The sequence below is a fragment of the Labrenzia sp. VG12 genome (assembly GCF_002237595.1).
In the GTDB taxonomy this organism is placed as follows: Bacteria; Pseudomonadota; Alphaproteobacteria; order Rhizobiales; family Stappiaceae; genus Roseibium.
Map to the genome: position 1 here is coordinate 2,183,231 of NZ_CP022529.1, position 17,222 is coordinate 2,200,452.

The 17,222-nt window shown below is 60.2% G+C and carries 13 protein-coding genes; 5 read left to right on the plus strand and 8 right to left on the minus strand.

What is annotated here, in order from left to right:
- Positions 1-67: 67 nt before the first annotated feature.
- Complete coding sequence (locus CHH27_RS10200; protein ID WP_094071490.1) at positions 68-382, minus strand: hypothetical protein; 315 nt, start codon at positions 380-382, stop codon at positions 68-70.
- Positions 383-658: 276 nt separating this feature from the next.
- Here CHH27_RS10200 and CHH27_RS10205 point away from each other — a divergent pair, with 276 nt between their 5' ends.
- On the plus strand, positions 659-6,331 hold the full coding sequence (locus CHH27_RS10205) for an antitoxin (protein WP_094071491.1): 5,673 nt from the start codon (positions 659-661) through the stop codon (positions 6,329-6,331).
- Positions 6,332-6,846: 515 nt separating this feature from the next.
- Here the strand turns inward: CHH27_RS10205 and CHH27_RS10210 are convergent.
- Positions 6,847-7,125: a GIY-YIG nuclease family protein gene (locus tag CHH27_RS10210; protein ID WP_094071492.1), complete on the minus strand. Its 279-nt coding sequence runs from the start codon at positions 7,123-7,125 to the stop codon at positions 6,847-6,849.
- Between the two features lie 629 nt (positions 7,126-7,754).
- On the opposite strand from CHH27_RS10210, the gene CHH27_RS10215 reads away from it, so the two are divergent.
- Positions 7,755-8,267, plus strand: coding sequence for an Hcp family type VI secretion system effector (locus CHH27_RS10215; protein WP_094071493.1), 513 nt, complete (start codon positions 7,755-7,757; stop codon positions 8,265-8,267).
- A gap of 242 nt (positions 8,268-8,509) precedes the next feature.
- Here the strand turns inward: CHH27_RS10215 and CHH27_RS10220 are convergent, their stop codons facing one another.
- Positions 8,510-8,866: a cupin domain-containing protein gene (locus tag CHH27_RS10220; protein ID WP_094071494.1), complete on the minus strand. Its 357-nt coding sequence runs from the start codon at positions 8,864-8,866 to the stop codon at positions 8,510-8,512.
- A gap of 32 nt (positions 8,867-8,898) precedes the next feature.
- Here CHH27_RS10220 and CHH27_RS10225 point away from each other — a divergent pair, with 32 nt between their 5' ends.
- Both CHH27_RS10225 and CHH27_RS10230 read left to right on the plus strand, forming a co-directional pair.
- Positions 8,899-9,843 (plus strand): AraC family transcriptional regulator, encoded by a 945-nt coding sequence (locus CHH27_RS10225; RefSeq protein ID WP_247646210.1) that lies wholly within the window; start codon positions 8,899-8,901, stop codon positions 9,841-9,843.
- Between the two features lie 512 nt (positions 9,844-10,355).
- Positions 10,356-11,132 carry an ABC transporter substrate-binding protein gene (locus CHH27_RS10230; RefSeq protein WP_094071495.1) on the plus strand — a complete coding sequence of 259 codons (777 nt, stop codon included), beginning with the start codon at positions 10,356-10,358 and terminating at the stop codon, positions 11,130-11,132.
- 115 nt (positions 11,133-11,247) lie between these two features.
- Here the strand turns inward: CHH27_RS10230 and argE are convergent, their stop codons facing one another.
- From argE to CHH27_RS10250, 4 genes are all read right to left on the minus strand, one after another.
- A complete protein-coding gene (argE, locus tag CHH27_RS10235) occupies positions 11,248-12,450 on the minus strand; it encodes an acetylornithine deacetylase (RefSeq protein ID WP_247646211.1) in 1,203 nt (400 codons plus the stop codon).
- Positions 12,437-13,924 (minus strand): tripartite tricarboxylate transporter permease, encoded by a 1,488-nt coding sequence (locus CHH27_RS10240; protein WP_094071497.1) that lies wholly within the window; start codon positions 13,922-13,924, stop codon positions 12,437-12,439. Before CHH27_RS10240 ends, argE begins: the two co-directional genes overlap by 14 nt.
- A 124-nt stretch (positions 13,925-14,048) precedes the next feature.
- Positions 14,049-14,558: a tripartite tricarboxylate transporter TctB family protein gene (locus CHH27_RS10245; RefSeq protein WP_094071498.1), complete on the minus strand. Its 510-nt coding sequence runs from the start codon at positions 14,556-14,558 to the stop codon at positions 14,049-14,051.
- A gap of 26 nt (positions 14,559-14,584) precedes the next feature.
- Positions 14,585-15,559 carry a tripartite tricarboxylate transporter substrate binding protein gene (locus tag CHH27_RS10250; RefSeq protein WP_208988784.1) on the minus strand — a complete coding sequence of 325 codons (975 nt, stop codon included), beginning with the start codon at positions 15,557-15,559 and terminating at the stop codon, positions 14,585-14,587.
- 154 nt (positions 15,560-15,713) lie between these two features.
- On the opposite strand from CHH27_RS10250, the gene CHH27_RS10255 reads away from it, so the two are divergent.
- A complete protein-coding gene (locus CHH27_RS10255) occupies positions 15,714-16,622 on the plus strand; it encodes a LysR substrate-binding domain-containing protein (protein WP_094071499.1) in 909 nt (302 codons plus the stop codon).
- A gap of 18 nt (positions 16,623-16,640) precedes the next feature.
- Here the strand turns inward: CHH27_RS10255 and CHH27_RS10260 are convergent, their stop codons facing one another.
- On the minus strand, positions 16,641-17,174 hold the full coding sequence (locus CHH27_RS10260; protein WP_094071500.1) for a MarR family winged helix-turn-helix transcriptional regulator: 534 nt from the start codon (positions 17,172-17,174) through the stop codon (positions 16,641-16,643).
- Positions 17,175-17,222 lie beyond the last annotated feature (48 nt).

Genomic DNA, 17,222 nt, shown 5'->3' on the forward strand with positions numbered 1-17,222 from the left:
ATTCAAAAAGCCCTTGCATTTCCGCTGTTTTCCTGAATCGCTAAAATTTTAATGATCTGATTCGGCGTTAACTTTTTTTGCTTTTTTGACTTGCGGTCAGAGCCTCGATTGCTGCAGGCGTCAGCTTGCAAACCAGCCAATCGGGCTTGATTGGGTTGGAAAACCAAGGCTCTGCCCAGCCTGCCTCGATACAGGCGCGAATTGTGCGTGCCGGAATTTCCCGTCCCTGATCGTCGAACAGAGGCAGCTTGCCGCCGGGCTGATCGAGCCCCTTTTTCAACCAGCGCTTTTGTGGCGCCGTTAATTTACTCGCCTTGAGTGCATCGGCAACAGCTGCGATTTCAGCTCCTTCCGCTGCGTCGCCTGCCTTCGATTCTGGCATCCTGACCGCCCCCTAAGTGACTCACGCTATTGCCGTTTCTTGTTCGTTAGGAGAGATTGTGCCATTACAGTTACTGATGCGGCAAGGTGGGGAGAGAACCGTCGAACGAAAAGTTCGCGGTCGGTCAGCGGCGGCCCTCTCCACGTACAGGTTTTGCGACGCTGTCAGGTGGGCGGCGCGCGACGAGGACGCATCCGGTAGACAACTGTAACAGGCTGAAAAATCAGTCTGGCTTGGTACCGGTGTGTAATGAGTACGGATGTGAGGCGACCCTAAATGGCAAATCCGACAAAGGCAAAAGATCCGGCGGAAGCGGCTCTGTCTGCTGTGGAAGAGGCCCTGAAACTCGATTTCGGCGGCCCTGAAACGGCATCGGCCCCTGCAACAGACACGAGCGCAGCGGAGCCGGCAAAGCAGCCCCAGGCGGACACACGCGACACCAACCAGCGCGAGGAGCGCCCTGCGCGTCGTCGCGGCCGCGGCGGACGCCCGCCGGCGGCCAATGATGATCGCCGCAATATCGGCAACCTCATCTACGCCTTGCAGCGCCGTCCCTCTTCCGCGCCCTTCTGGGGTGCTCTTGCCCTGAGCGCCGTCTGGGCCGCACTCGGCAGCAGCCTGTTCATGAGCGCCTTCTCGGACAAGGTGACGTCCCTCACCGATCCGCAGGCCCTTATGTCCTCGCCGGAGATGATCCTGGCGGCTGTCGGTATCGTCGTGCCGATCATCTTCTTCTTTGTCATGGCCATGATGATCTGGCGCGCGCAGGAAATGCGTATCGTCGCCCGCGGCATGACGGAGGTCGCCCTGCGTCTGGCCGAGCCGGAAGACATGGCCAAGGAAAGCATTCTGAGCGTCGGCCAGGCCATCCGCCGCGAGGTCGCCGCCATGGGCGACGGCATCGAACGCGCCATTGCCCGCGCCAGCGAGCTGGAAGTGCTCGTCCACAACGAGGTCTCCTCGCTGGAGCGCTCCTATAATGACAATGAACTGAAGATCCGCGCCCTGATCGAGGAACTGGTCAGCCAGCGTGAATCCATTGTCATGAACGCAGAGCGCGTGCGTGAGACCATCGCCGGTGCCCACGAGAACTTCGCCTCACAGCTCTCCAGCACGTCCGGTGAACTCGGCAACAATGTCGATCTTGCCACCCAGCGCATGATCGACGCCGTCAACAGCCGCGTGGAAGAACTGACCGCGACCGTCGACAGCCGCATCGAGTCTCTCGGCGCCACGCTGAATGCCTCCGGCAACGAACTGGTCGACAGCCTCACCGTTCGCGCGGAAGACTATGTGGCGCGCCTGTCCACCACCGGCAACGACCTGGTCGACAGCCTGGCGGAAACCGGCGCCACCATGTGGGAGACGCTCACCGCCCGCGGCAACGACGTCAATGCACGTTTCGCCGACACGGCCAACACCTTCGTGGAAACGCTTTCCGCGCGCAGCACGGAAATCAACGACACCCTCGCCTCTTCCAGCACGTCGGTGATCAACACCTTGAGCGAGAAAGCGGACGAGTTCCGTGTCACCCTGGAAACCACCGGCACGACCGTTGGCGACACCATCACGGCCCGCGGCGAAGAGATCAACGCCAACCTGTCGCTGACCTCCGGCCGCCTGATCGACACCATCACCTCGCGCACCGAGGAACTGGTCACCACTGTCGACAGCCGCGTCACCTCGCTGGATGAATCCCTGGCCGAAACCGGCAACCGGGTTGTCGAGAGCATTTCCGAGAAAGGCCAGACGGTCACCGACACGATCTCGATCCGCGGTGCGGAAATCGTCGAGACCCTGTCGAGCCGCTCCACCGAAGTCGCCGAGATCCTGCGCGGCACCGGCGAAAGCATCGTGGTCGACCTCTCCTTGCGTGGCGGCGAAATCGCCTCCAAGCTGGACGAAACCGCCGGTTCCCTCACCGAGACCATCTCCGTGCGCGGCGGCGAACTGGCAGAGAAATTCGACAACATCTCCGAGCGCATCTACACCGCGATCTCCATCGACGGCGCAGAGCTTGACCAGCGTCTGGCGGCCCGCAGCAACGAGATGGCGACGATCCTGGAACAGCAGACGGTCGGCTTCCGCGAAACCCTGGAAAGCGTTTCGGGCTCCTTTGCCGCCGGCCTTGGCGAGCAGACAAATGCCCTGACCCTGAAACTGGCCGAAACCGGCACCCAGCTGGCCGAACTGATCGGCAGCCGCGGCGACCGGGTCGCCGGCGACATCAACCAGATCAGCGGCCAGATCGCCGAAACGCTGGAAGTCCGCGGCCAGGCCCTGCAGGAAGGTCTGTCGACCCGTCTCACCGAACTGGAAACCATCGTCACCGACCGTGGCGGCCAGCTCATCGATGCGTTCGACACCAAGACCCTGCTGCTGTCCGAAGCCCTGGATTCGCGCCTGGGCACGCTCGATTCGACCTTCGCGGCCCGTGTCGACGCCATGGACGCGTCGCTTGGTGACCGCATCTCGGCCATGGACGCTTCCCTCGAGCAGCGTCATTCGGCAATCGATGCGACCCTGGGCGAACGTCTGGGCACCATCGACAGCTCGCTCGAGCAGCGTTTCACCGTGATGGATGCAACGCTCACCGACCGCATCAGCACGATGGACACCTCGCTGGAACAGCGCCTCGGTTACATCGACACCTCGCTTGCCGACAAGATCGCCACCATGGACACGGCGCTGGAGCAGCGCTTCACGACCATGGATGCCTCGCTCAGCGACAAGGTCGCCACGATGGACACGGCACTTGGCGAGCGGATTTCCACCATGGATGCCTCTCTCGGCAGCCACATCAACACGCTGGATCTGACGCTGGATCAGCGCACGGCCGCCTTCGAGGCCACGCTGGAGGCGCGCACCCAGATCCTGTCCGACGCGATCGAGAACCGCACCACCGGCATCAGCGATGCGCTGGAGGAAAAGACCCGCAACATCACCGATGTTCTGGCCGACCGCTCCGACGCCATCACGCTGCAGCTCGGTCAGCGCATCGAAGCTGCCGGCAACACCCTCGCCGAACGGGCCGAGGACATCGGCAACACGCTGTCCGAACGGGTTGACGGCGCTGCCACGTCCATGGCCGAGAAGGCGGAACTCCTGTCTGCGTCCATGACCAGCGGTACGGACCGGATCGACGAGACCCTCGACGCCCGGGCCCGCCAGATCTCCGAGACCCTGATTTCCCGCACCAAGGAAATCGCCAAGGCCTTTGTCGACGGCCAGGACGAAATGACCTCCGCCCTCGACAACCGCCTGGCGGAAGCCGGCAGTGTTCTAGGCAAGCAGAGCGAAGAGCTCACGGAATCCCTGTCCGAACGGATCGCGGAGATCAATGTCTCGCTCGGCGCCAAGGTGTTCGAGGTCGCTGAGACCCTCGACAGCCGCGCAACCCAGCTGGAAACCATCCTGAACGAGCGCCTGGAAAGCATTTCCGGCACCCTCACCGGCGAGAGCGAACGCGCCCGCGACATTCTCACGGCTGTCATCTCCGAAGCCGGAGCGACACTCTCCACCGAAAGCACCCGCCTGCGCGACGTGGTTCAGGAAGCAGTCACGGCAGCCGTCCAGACGCTGGCGGACGAGCGCACCAAGACGGTCGAAATCGTCGATGGCGCCCTCTCCCAGGCAACCGAGAAGCTCACCGGCGAAGGCGACCGTATGCGCCAGATCGTGCTGGGCTCCGTCGGCGAAGCCCGCGGCGTCCTGGTTGGCGAAAGCCAGAAGGCAGCCGACACGGTCACAGCCGCCATGCAGCAGGCAACCGGCGCCATGTCGGGTGAAAGCGGCAAGATCCGCGATCTGGTTCTGAGCGCGGTCGGCGATGCCGCCCGTGCCATGGGCGCAGAGAGCGAAAAGGCCCGCACGCTTTACGCAGGCACCCTTGCCGAGTTCACCGGCTCCCTGACCGGCGAAAGCGAAAAGGTCCGCAACGAGCTGGCCGGCCTCATCGCCGAGATCTCCGGCAACCTGTCGGCGGAAAGCGAACAGGCCCGCATCACCCTCGCCAAGACGCTGGAAGACATTCGCGGCCAGATGTCGAGCGAAGCCGGCATGGTCCGGGCCCGGGTCAACAGCGCGGTGGCCGAGGCAGCAGACCTTCTGGTCGGTCGCGGCAATGAAGTTGCCAACGAGCTGCTTGAAAAGGCAACCAGCCTCAACGAAGCCTTCGGGGCCCGTTCCGGCGAGCTTGCCAAGATTGTCGGCACGGACGGCAACGAGCTCATCAGCGCCATCGAGATGCGTGCCAATGATCTCACCGGCCGCCTCTCCGAGGTCCACACCGCCATCCTCGACGCCATCACCGTCAAGGGCCGCGATGTCACCGACACCTTTGCGCATACCGGCCTGGACGCGACCCGTTCGCTGGTCGAAGCCGGCGATCGCATCGTCGCCAGCATCAATGAGCGCAGCGCACAGGCGACCAGCCTGCTCAGCGACACCAAGCAGCGCCTGGAAGCGGACGTCACGGAGATCCTCAACAAGATCGAGACCTCCAACGCCAACCTGCAGGGCATTGTTGCCACGGCAGGCGAGAACCTCACCGAGGTCGAAGGCAACCTGGCCCGCCGGGCCGGCGAGTTCCGCTCCGCGGTCGACCGCGCCGTGACGGACACAAATGCCACCACGACGCTGATCTCCGAACAGGTCTCCAACCTGCGCGATGTCACCGACACGACCTTGGCGGATATCCAGAACCTGACCAACCGCTTTGGCGATCAGTCTGAAGAGCTGACCAAGGCCGCCCGTCACCTGGAAGACACCAACCGCTCCGTCGAGGGCCGCGTGGCTGACCGCCGCACGGCGATCGAGGAAGTTGCCGACACGCTACTGGCGAAGACCGAGGCCGTCGACACGCTCATGCGGTCCTTCACTTCCACCCTGTCGGAAACGCTGGAATCGGCCGACGACCGGGCCCGCGAGGCTGCCAACATGCTGTCGGCGGCTGCGGAAGCTGCCACCAAGCAGGTGGCCGAGCAGTTCGAATCGATGCGCCTGACCGCCGGCATGGAGGGTCAGAAGGCCCGCGAAGCCATCCGCTCGGCTCAGGACGACATCGTGTCGGAAATGTCGCGCACCGTCACAGACGCTTCCGAACGCTTCAACGATGCGGCCACCCGCATGCGCGATGTCGCCCGCGAGGTGCACCGCGAACTGGAAGCGACCCGCAGCGAACTGAAACAGGGTGTCCTCAACCTGCCGGACGAGGCGGAAGAATCTTCCGCGGCCCTGCGCAAGGTGGTCAACGAGCAGATCCGCGCGCTGACGGAGCTCTCCGAGATCGTTGCCAAGCAGTCCAACACGCTGGACATCTCCCGCCCTGCCGCGCACGCAGCGGCAAGCGCGGCCCCTGCCCCGCAGCAGCCGGCTCCGCAACCTGCTCCGGCAAGCTATGCACCGGCAGCCCCGGTCGCCGCCGAGCCGCCGCGGCAGCAGCAGCCTCAGCCGGCACGGCCGGCCGAACCGCGCCGCCAGCAGCCGGCACCAGCCGCAACCGGTGGAACATCCGGTGGCAAGGGCTGGGTGGCAGATCTGCTGCGCCGCGCCTCGCGTGACGACGATGCCAGCTCGGACACCGACATGAGCCGGACACCGCTGCAGACGGTGGAAAGCCTCAACTCGCTGTCGGTCGACATTGCCCGCGCCATCGATCACGAGACCTTCGTCGATCTGTGGAACCGCTACCGCAATGGCGAGCGTCACGTCTTCACCCGCCGTCTCTACACACTCCAGGGCCAGCAGACTTTCGACGAGATCCGTCAGAAGTATTCCCGCGACCCTGAGTTCCGCACGGCGGTGGAACGCTACGTGGCCGATTTCGAGCAGCTTCTGGCCCAGGTGTCGCGCAACGACCGCGACAACATGCTCGGCCAGACCTACCTCACCTCGGACACCGGCAAGGTCTACACCATGCTGGCCCATGCCAGCGGGCGCCTCGACTAAGAGAACCGGTCACAAGACACGAAAAGGCGGCCAATGGCCGCCTTTTTTGATTGCGCGACCAACAACGCAACATTCAACCCAGATCCAATCCCTCGCCCCCTCCCGTGTCACCCGGGGCGAGCTTCGCGAGACCCGGGGCCTACTCGTTGCCAGAGAGCCTGGTCACTTCGCACAGCGGATCCGCAGAAATTTGAATGCCTGCGTTTCAGCAAGCGGGTCTGCGAGTAGGCCCCGGCTCTCCGCTGCGCTGCGGTCGGGGTGACACAGGTGCGAAGGCCGCACCACGTAAATCAGAGCGGAAAAGCGGCCTGATTTTGCCGGTCCCACTTCGCCACGCCGTCTCCTCCAGTGTCACCCCGGGCGAGCTGCGCGAGACCCGGGGCCTACTCGTTTGCAGAGAGCCTGATCCTCTCGCAGAGCGGATCCGCAAAATTTGAATGCCTTGCGCTTCAGCAAGGGGCCTTGCGAGTAGGCCCCGGCTCTCCGCTACGCTGCGGCCGGGGTGACACCGATGGTTAAGGGGGCAACAGATCTTGCCAACAGGGATTCGATCTCTCGATCAACTGGACCTTCCAAGACCTGCGCCATTTCTTCAGGCGCTTTTCCATCGCGATGGCTTCATTGATATCTTCGAATCCTTCTGCGTAAACGAGCCGCCCGACACCGTGTTTTCTCGTGAAGCTTCCCGCCTCGCCGCTACGATGTTGTTCGACACGTCTTTCTAGGTCATTGGTGACGCCAACATAGAGTGTGCTGTTCAACCGGCTTGCGAGAATGTAAATGTAGTAGGTCAAGACACACCCATTGAGTGTATCGCAGCCTACTGGCCCGCCCCTTCAGTGTCACCCCGGGCGAGCTATGCGAGACCCGGGGCCTACTCATTGCCAGAGAGCCTGATCCTCTCGCAGAGCGGATCCGCGGAAATTTGAATGCCTGCGCTTCAGCAAGCAGAGCAGCGAGTGGGCCCCGGCTCTTCGCTGCGCTGCGGCCGGGGTGACACCAGTGGTTAAGTCTGAACCTTTACGAAGGCAGCTTTTGAGGCGGTCTAGTGGGAGCAAGCCTGCACACCCGACCACAATGCAAGGGCTGTGGATCGTCAATACGACCTCTCGATCCTGCAAAAACTCCGCCGCCATCCCCTCACTTGCCCCTCCGAAAACCCGTTTTGTGATGTTCGTCACACTTTGCCTGCGCGTGTTTCTTCGCAGTCCGGAGGTGACTGTGCAGAAAACTGCACAGTTCCATATTTTAACACTTTCGCTGGTGAGAGAATTTCCGGCGCGAAAACAATGACATAACGAAAACTCCGCAAGTTGGCACACCCGTTGCAATTCTCTCCCCATCGGCTCCAGACAACGAGCCCCGGAAGTCAACAACAAGAACAGACACGCACTGAACGCACAGCCAGCCAGGAGATTTCAAAATGTCCAACATCGCTTACATCACCATCAAGGGCGCAACCCAGGGCGACATGACGTCCGACGCAACCACCGCCGACAGCATCGGCAACCTGTGGCAGGAAGGCCATGAAGGCGAATCTCTCGTCTATGCCTTCGAACAGAACGCCATCGTGCCCCGTGACCCGCAGTCCGGTTCCATCATCGCCACCCGCCGCCACATGCCGACCACCTTCATGAAGCCGGTCGACAAGGCCACGCCGTTGCTGTGGCAGGCCCTGGCCACCGGCGAGAGCCTGGAAATCGAAGTCCAGTTCTGGCGCACCTCGACCTCAGGTGTTCAGGAACACTACTACACGATCAAGTTTGAAGACGCGGTTCTGGTGGAAGGCAAGACGATCCTGCCGGACGTCAATGACGAAGCCAACGCGTCCCGCGGCGACACCGACAAGTGGTCCTTCACCTACCGCAAGTGCGACTGGACCCACGAAAAGGCCGGCACCAGCGCCTCCGACGACTACCGCGCCCCAGTCACCTAAGCCCGGTCACCTAAGACAAAACGCCTCCGGGCTGCGACCTGCAACGCAGCCCACCTGTCGGACAGGGTGCCCCTCCTGCCGGCTCAAACCGCCCGGTTCTGCGACCGGGCGGTTTTTTTCGCGCGCACAGTCGGCACATCGCCAACTCCAGATCCGAAAACGCTAGACCGTGACCTCAAAAACGCGCAGCCACGGCCGGACAGCCGCGAGAGTTAAAGCCTGTTTCCCTGCCACAGCACAGATCAGATTCGGGGCTTGGGAGCCGGTTCCCTGTCGGCATCGCCAGAGTTTGGTTCCCCCTTCGGTTCGATCAGCAGCACCTTGACCTCCTTGTCTGCTCTCGGCCGATGGACAACACCCTTGGGCACGATGAAGAGTTCGCCGGCCTTAACTGTGCGCGAGGGCTCTCCCTCGATATCCATCTCCATTTCACCTTCCAGCACATAAAAGAAGTCATCCGTCGTATCGTGCTTGTGAAATGCATATTCGCCAATGAATTTCACGACCATGACGTCATTGTCGTTGTAATCGGCGACTACATGAGGATCCCAATGGCTTGAGAAGCGGTTCAGTTTTTCTGAGAGGTTGACTGTTTTCATCTGCGGTGTCCTTTTCTTGTGAAAACCAGCATTTGACCTGGTTCGATTGGTGCAAAGCGTCCGCGCGGCTGCAAAGGAGAAATCCGATTTCAACGACGCCAATACCTGGAGATGTTGAAGCACGAGATCCGACACCGGGTCTTGAACGATCGTGCGCATTGGACTGGGTTCGCGTTGCACCTTGGCAATACGGCATTCAGCGAATTGAAGCCTTCTTCTCTGGCGAGGCCTACGCCCCACATCGGCACGACACGTATTCCATCGGCTACACGATAAGAGGCGTGCAAAGCTTCGACTACCGCGGAGCTCGCGCGGATAGCACCCCAGGGCAGGTCATGGTTCTGCACCCTGATGAGATCCACAACGGGGAGGCTGGAACCGAAGACGGCTTTCATTATCGGATGCTCTACATCGAGCCCTCTCTGGTGCGCGAGGCCCTCGGCCCTTCCGCCGGCGCGCTCCCCTTTGTGAAGGATGCCGTCTTCGGCGACCCAAGGTTATTGAGAGCCATTCATGCAGCCTTCGGTGATCTGGACTCTGTCTTGGAGCCTATTGCGCTTGATGAAATCACCATGGCTCTGGCGGACGGTCTGCTGGCAAATGACCCTTCGGCACATCGGTCTGCCCATTCGTTGATCGACTTCAGCGCGACCCATCGGGCACGCAGGTTTCTCGAGGCCAATCTCGACCGGACCGTTACCTCGGACGAACTTGAAGCCGTGACCGGGCAGGATCGCTATTCACTGGCCCGCCAGTTCCGCAAGGCCTATGGAACAAGCCCGTACAGGTTTTTGATGATGCGCCGACTTGATCGGGCTCGCGCCGGTATTGCAAGTGGGTGCAGTTTGTCAGAGGCCGCGCTTGCGGCCGGCTTCAGCGACCAGTCGCACATGACCCGGCGTTTCAAAGCAAACTACGGCATTTCTCCTGGAAATTGGCAGCGCCTCGTCGCCAAAGCCGATCGGGTCGGCCCATAAAGCGAAGTTCGATACTTCTTCCAAAAACCGACATTGGCGCGAAGGCGAAGAATGTGCACCTGGTTTGCATCGCCAACCTGCGTGGTCGATTGTCCGGATTCCAAGGGTTCCGCCGAAGACGTTGGACAGCGTCCTTCTGTTTATGGATACATGCCCTGGCAAAAACTTGCTCGCCGCCCCCCTGAAACAGCGCCACGGATAACAAATAGTAATACTGAGTATTATTGACATTTTTTTCAATTTTACTGACTAATACATACATAGATGTAGTATATATATTCTTTTATACTTTATCTTAACATTTTCACGTGATACTGTTCCCCGATCCTGCAGAGAAGCTATTCAAAACAGTTGTCGTTCCATGACGCTTTTACTTAAGCCTCGTGGAATGCAGGATCACTCTGCCCTTTGAATGCTCTGCCTGCAGAAGATCAGCCAAGTCAAACCACAGTCGGCCCGAGAGGGGCGCTGGTCCAATGGGCTTATGACAGCCCCTGTCTGGAGGAGAGCAAATGAACAAGCACCTGACCAAAATCAGACACTTTCTGAGACTTTGCACAGTCGGCATTTTCGTGACAACGGCAACGGGAGCGACTGCAGAAACAACCGTTCGCTTTGCACATTACGAAGCCTATCCCCCGATTACCTTTGGGAGCGGCGAAGCCGTTCAGGGCATTCTTGTCGACTCGATCAAGGCGATCTTTGAAAAGGTCGACGGCGTCTCTCCCGAGTTTCACGGTTATCCCTGGGCGCGGGCGCAGAAGCTGGTGGAAAGAGGCCAGCTGGATGCCTTTTGCACCGTCGCCACCGCCAAACGCCAGGAATATGCCGTTTTCGGCAAGGAAAAGGTCTGGGGACCGGAACGCGTCGCCTTCTATTCATCCGGTAATCCGCGCGCCGGGGAAATTCAGGCGATTGGCGCCATGGAGGATTTCGGCAAGTTCGAGATCGTCGATTATCTCGGCAACGGCTGGGGAGAATCAAACCTCAAGGACTATTCCGTCTACAAGGTCGACAACCTCGCCAACGTGTTCCAGCTGGTCAACAGCAACCGGTCTGATCTTCACGTCAGCCCTTATGCCATCGGGAAACACCAGCTCAATGAACTCGGTTTCGATTTGCCGGTCGTCGAACTCCCCTTTCTGGAAAACTCCTCGCGGTTTGTCATCGGCATCCGCAAGGACTTTCCAGGTGCAGAAGACCTGGTCGCCAAGCTTGACGAAGCGATCCGGGAACTGACCGCGGAAAACCGGTTTGAACAGATCCGCGACGAGTGGCTCGCCAAATAAACATCAGCCAGCAACAAAAGAAGAAGACTGCAGCCACCTCACCTGAACGCCCTTTTCAAGAAAGGGCGTTCTTTTTCGCATGGAAGTATCGACAGAAAGATCGGCCGGCGCCAATTCAATTGGACTGTTTCAATCGGCCGGTCATTTGGCGCAGGAACCCGAGACACTTGTCCAGTTGTTCGATCTCGATGAATTCGCCCGGCTTGTGAGCCTGGGCAATCGAGCCCGGCCCGACGATGATGGAGGGAATTCCGCCCACCTGTTCAAACACCCCGCCTTCCGACCCATAGGAGACCTTGCCCGACCAATCGGGCATGATGTCCCGAAACAGCAGGAAGCCCATGGAATCCGTCCCGTCTCCCATCGCCGGGTAGGAGAAGATCTCCTCAAAAACGACGCCGGTTGCCGGATTGATTTCCTGCATCTCCGGAACCAGCGTCCCGGCCACTTCGGTCATCAGCTCGGCCAGCTCAGCCCTTGCATCGTGGACCGGCAGGCTGCGGATCTCGAAGGTGAAACTGCACTTCTCTGGCGTGATGTTGGTTGCGACCCCACCCTGGATCATGGTTGCCAGCATGGTTGAATGCGGGACGGTGAAATCCGGGTCGAAGGGCCCTTCGCACCTGAACCGTTCGGCGCGCGCGGCAATCAGCGACACGATCCGGGCGGCATAGTCGACGGCGTTGACATGATCGGGGGCAAAGGATGAGTGACCGGATGTTCCATGGACGTGGCACCGCATGGCGATCTTGCCTTTCTGTCCCGTGACAAGTCTCATCTCCGTCGGCTCGCCGACGATAGCCAGAAAAGGCGGCACTGTGCGCTTGGCCAGCCAGGAGGCGATGGTCGGCGCCCCAAGACATCCGACCTCCTCATCGTGAGAAAGACAGATCCAGATTGGCCGGTTGATCCGGGCTTCGACGAACTCCGGTACCATCGCCAAAACGCAGGCAACAAACCCCTTCATGTCGCAGCTGCCTCTGCCGACGAGCCGACCGGCCGTCTCGACGAGCTCGAACGGCCGGGTCCGCCACCCCTCCTCCAGGGCCGGCACAACATCCGTGTGGCCTGACAGGACAATGCCCGGGCGGTCCTGCGGACCAATTGCGGCAACGAGATTGGCCTTTTTTCCCGTTTGATCCGTCAGGATGGTCGCCGAGACGCCGAATGCATCCAGGTAATCGACAACAAAGTCGATCAACTCAAGGTTTGATTTGTGGCTCGTTGTGTCGAAGCTGACGAGGTCCGACAGGATCTGCTTGGTTCTTTCAAGGGGGGACAGATTGCTGTCCAGCACGAACGACTTAGCTTTCAGCACGCTTTTGCCTCAGTTTTTGCAGCTCCCAACGCACGGTCAGGGCCAGGAAAAAGACGATCAGACAGACAAAGAGCCAGGAGATCGGCGATTGAAAGAAGATCGACAGGTCGCCTCTGGAGATGGCCAGGGCCCGGCGCAGGTTGTCCTCGAACATCGGCCCGAGAATGAACGCGATCAGGAAGGGCGCAGCAGGTATCTCCAGGAGCATCATGACAAAGCCGACGCCGCCCATGATCAAGAGCACGGTCACGTCAAAGGTATTGCTGGATATCGCGTAGATGCCGTAGATGCACAGCATCAGCACAACCGGTCCCAGGATCACCTGCGGGATCGCGGCAATCCTGGAGAAATACCGGACAGTCAGCTTGCCGGCGATGAACAGAAGCACCGATGAGAACATCATGCCGATGAACAGCATATAGACTTCGTTGAGATTGTTCTGGAAGAGCAATGGACCGGGCGTCAGTCCCTGGATCATGAAGGCACCCAGCATCACACCTGTGATGACGTCACCGGGCACACCAAGAGCAAGCAACGGGATCATGGTGGAACCACAGCAGCCGTTGTTGGCCGATTCAGATGCCGCGATACCCTCCAGCTCTCCCTTGCCGAAATTGTCCCGGTTCGGCGAAGACCGGCGGGCTTCACCGTAAGAGAAGAAGGCCGCCGCTGACGGGCCGATCCCGGGAATGGCCCCCAGCACAACACCGATAAAGCTGCCGCGGATGATCGACTTGAAGACGCGCCGGACTTCGGCCAGGGTCAGGTGATTGTCGCCCAGCTTCATGGCCATGCCCTGCTGCCCGTCCCGAAACACGATCAGTCGGATCAGCTCAGGCAGCGCAAACAGGCCGATCAGAACCGGCGCAATCGACAATCCGCCTTTCATGTCCTCCGTCATGGCAAAGCGGAAGGATCCGTAGATGTCTTCACCGACCGTTGCCAGCAGAAGCCCGAGGCATGCGGAAATGATGCCCATCAGCAGAGAATTTCCGGATATCGAGGCCACCATGCACAGCGCAAACGCCATCAGCATGAAATACTCCGCCGGGCCGACACGCAGGGCCAGCAGGGCAAGCGGTGCGGCCAGAAAGATCAGCGAGATGTTGGAGATGAAGTCGCCGATACAGGAGGACACAAGCGCCATGTTGAGCGCTTTTCCAGCCTTGCCCTGTTGAGCGAGCGGCCAGCCGTCAAGGATCGTACAGGCGGCAGAGGCCGTTCCGGGTGTCTTGATCAGGATCGCCGATATGGAGGCGCCATAGGTGCTGCCCTTGTAAAGGGCAACCAGGAGAAGGATGCTCGTCACCGGTTGCATGTAAAAGGTGAAGGGCAGAGCGAGCGTCACCGCCATTGTTCCGGTCATGCCCGGAATGGCGCCGATGACCACGCCGGCCAGGATCCCCGCACACATTGCAAGCACATTTGCAAACGTGGCGACGGAACTCACGGCGATTAGAATGTCATTCCACATGGGTCTGTCTTCCGTGGTTGATGAGGCACGGGTGTCCCGCGCTCGGCCGAACGCAAGAAACCTGATCCAAGGCTTTGTGTTTTTGACTTTGGTTTTTCCGGCCTTGCCGGCTGCCAGCCCTTGCCTAACGCAGGGCCGGCAGCACGTCCCAGCTGCCCGCCGGGAACGGCGTGTACATCACGTTCGCAAAAAACAGCTGCAAAAGGACCGGAAGCATCAGGGCCAGCAGGGTTGCCAGGAGCCGGTACCTGAAGCCACCTGTCAGGGAAAAGGTTGCCAGGGCCAGAAGAATGGCACTTCCCAGAAATCCCAGACGCGGCAGCATCCAGGCAAACCCGGCAAAGACCGCCGCCACCAGTGCGAGCCGCAGCAGGGTCTCGGCGCGCAACTGCAATTGCCACGGCACGGGTTCGGTCTTCCCGGTCGCCTGGCGGCTTTCCATCACGGCCGTCGCGATAGAAAAAAGGCCGATACCCATACCAAGCAGGGAGACAACACGCGGCCACATGTCCGGCGGCGGCGCAAAGCCCGGAATGAAGGAAGGTCTGGGCACATGGACAGGGATCAGCACGAAGTGAACCAGGCCGAAGAAAAGCGTAATCAAAACGCCTCTGATGACATACTTGTTGATCATGCCGAGACCTCCCTTTGCGCGTCGGATTACTTCACGTAGCCAAAGTCTTTGGCCATGCCGTTGAAGAGTTCATATTGCGACTTGGCAAAGGCGGCCATGTCGCCCGTGCCGGCTGTCGAGATCGAGCCTCGACGGCTCGCCAGAGTGAGCCAGTCCGGATCGTCACCGACCTGCTTCAAGACCGTTGCCCACTGTTTGACCACGTCTTCTGGAAGCCCCTTCGGGCCATAAAGCGCGCTCCAGCCGGAAATCTGACCGGCCTTTTCGAAACCCAGTTCCGAGGCCGTCGGCACGTCCGGCAATTTCTCCATGCGCGCTGGGGCATAGACCATGAGCGGGCGCATCTTGCCGGCCTCGATATGGGGCATCAGTGAGCCCGCTGCGACCGCCAGAAAATCGACATGCCCGCCGAGCAGCGCCGTCGCAAGCGCACTGCCGCCCTTGTAGGGGACCAGGGTTGCCGCTTGCAGCGGGTCCAGCCCATTGTCCGACAGCAGCGCCTGAACGGTAAAACCGTCGATCGAAGTTGCCCCTGACGCCCCATACGTGAGCGGTGAAGCGCCGGATTTCAGCGCTCCGATCAGGTCCTCCATGGTCTGATACGGCGAGGTTTCGGACACAGCCAGGATCATCGGAGTTGCCTCCAGCGACCCAAGGAACGTGTAATCATCCCAACCAACCGGTGCGCTTTCCTGAACGGCCGGGTAGAATGCCATGCCGACCCGGGCAAGAAGCAGGGTGTAACCGTCCGGGGCACTCTGCGACACGTACCTGGCACCGTTCATGCCGCCATTGCCGGTCTTGTTGATGACCACGACCGGCTGATCGCCGAGATAGTCGCCTGCAACATCGGCCAGCGAACGGGCAGCCAGGTCGGACGCGCCACCGGCACCATAGGGCGCAACCACGGTCACGGCCTTTTCCGGATAATCGGCTTCAGCCACACCTGTAGCGATGGCGAGCGCGCAGCCCGCCAGGAGGCTTTTCAGAATTTTTGACATTTTGTCCTCTTTGAGAAGGTCACTTGTTGTTGCACCGGAAGTCCGGTGCCGCGTGTCTTCAACGCACGCACATCTTTATTGCACAGTATGCTTTACAATGCAAATTTATTGCTTTAGTATTACTTTTATGCATACTGGTTATTGAGGTGAATACATGAACTTGCGGCAACTCGAGGCCTTCGATGCCTTCATGACAACGGGCTCAACCACCCGGGCTTCTGCGGAATTGAAGGTCAGCCAACCCATGGTCAGCCGCCTGCTCGGGCAACTTGAGGAGAATGTCGGCTTCCCGCTGTTTCTGAGGAAACGGAATCAGCTGGCACCGACCCCGGAAGCAGTCCTGTTCCACGCCAAGGTGTCCCGGTCGCTGGCTGCTTTCCAGGATCTCGATCGCGAGGCACGTGCCATATCCAACCGGCAGGTTGGACGGATCATCGTGGCATCGCAGCCGGTTTACCTCGATACGTTTCTGCTGGATGTGGTCGCCAGTTACAAACAGACACATCCGGATGTGGCCATCAAGATCATTGATGCGGGCCTGGAAGACCTGTTGCGGATGTTCCATGACGGCAGCTGCGACCTGGGTGTTGGCATCACGCTCGACGCCAGCCCCTATGGCGCCAGCCTGCTGCCCCTTGGCACGTGTGCAGCGTTGTGCCTGGTGCCCCGCGGGCACAGGTTGGCAACAGCAAAAAGCGTCAATTTGGAAGACATCAGCAAGGAGGTATTTGTGGAGCTATCGATTGGCAGCCCGCTTCGCACGCGCGTCGACTACATGATGCAAAACTCCGGAGGTCAGCGCAAAATCGCGGCCGAAGCCCGCACGAACAGGGCTGTTCACGGCCTGGTGCGCCGCGGCGTCGGCATTGCCATCGTCGACCCGCTGACCAGCCTGTTGACCGTCGGAGACGATGTTGTCGCGCTGCCAATCGAGCCGAAAATCGAGTGGGAAATGGCCGTATTTCAACATGACGACCGCCCATTGAGCCGGATTGAGACAGCCTTTGTCGACACCATCCGAACGGAGATCGCAAAACTGCAGGAAAAGGGCGTCCTCTCCTAGCCTCTGCCGCCAATCACCTCAATCGCTCACCCCGTCGAGATCACCGGCCAGGTTCTCCCGGATCTTTCTGGTGACCGAAAGGAATGCGGAGATTTCGTCGGCCGTAAGACCGTCCAGCATCTGCTGTTCGACCTGCTTCAGCTTGGGCCCAAGGTCCTCATAGACGGCCCTGCCCTCGTCGGACAGTTTCAAGAGAAAGCTGCGGCCATCGGCCTCGTTGCTCTCGCGCACCAGGAACCCACGCTCCTCCATCCGCTTGACGGCACGGCTGACCACAACCTTGTCCATGCTGGAGCGCGCAACGATCTCCGTTGCCTGCAGCCCATCGGAGGAAGAGCCGAGGATCGCCATGGTGCGCCACTCCGCCGGCATCATGCCGTAATCGCGTTGATAGACCGCTGACAGGGCGCGGGTGACGTCTGAGTAAAACACGCGCACCTGGTAGGGAAAGAACGTCTCCAGCTCAAACGCAGATACCGGACCAGCTTCAGTTTCCGCAAGGAAGTCAATGGTTTCTGGCGTAGTTTTGTCCGCTTCGGTCAACTTGTTCATCCGTCTTCCACGTTATCCGTTCGGCGTAATCATGCGATTTTCGATTGA

What these genes read in the sequence shown, in the direction of transcription:
- CHH27_RS10230 (WP_094071495.1), top strand. Translation starts at nt 10,356, where the DNA reads ATGAACAAGCACCTGACCAAAATCAGACACTTTCTGAGACTTTGCACA.
- CHH27_RS10205 (WP_094071491.1), top strand. Translation starts at nt 659, where the DNA reads ATGGCAAATCCGACAAAGGCAAAAGATCCGGCGGAAGCGGCTCTGTCT.
- CHH27_RS10240 (WP_094071497.1), bottom strand. Translation starts at nt 13,924, where the DNA reads ATGTGGAATGACATTCTAATCGCCGTGAGTTCCGTCGCCACGTTTGCA.
- CHH27_RS10245 (WP_094071498.1), bottom strand. Translation starts at nt 14,558, where the DNA reads ATGATCAACAAGTATGTCATCAGAGGCGTTTTGATTACGCTTTTCTTC.
- CHH27_RS10260 (WP_094071500.1), bottom strand. Translation starts at nt 17,174, where the DNA reads ATGAACAAGTTGACCGAAGCGGACAAAACTACGCCAGAAACCATTGAC.
- CHH27_RS10220 (WP_094071494.1), bottom strand. Translation starts at nt 8,866, where the DNA reads ATGAAAACAGTCAACCTCTCAGAAAAACTGAACCGCTTCTCAAGCCAT.
- CHH27_RS10215 (WP_094071493.1), top strand. Translation starts at nt 7,755, where the DNA reads ATGTCCAACATCGCTTACATCACCATCAAGGGCGCAACCCAGGGCGAC.
- CHH27_RS10200 (WP_094071490.1), bottom strand. Translation starts at nt 382, where the DNA reads ATGCCAGAATCGAAGGCAGGCGACGCAGCGGAAGGAGCTGAAATCGCA.
- CHH27_RS10255 (WP_094071499.1), top strand. Translation starts at nt 15,714, where the DNA reads ATGAACTTGCGGCAACTCGAGGCCTTCGATGCCTTCATGACAACGGGC.
- CHH27_RS10250 (WP_208988784.1), bottom strand. Translation starts at nt 15,559, where the DNA reads ATGTCAAAAATTCTGAAAAGCCTCCTGGCGGGCTGCGCGCTCGCCATC.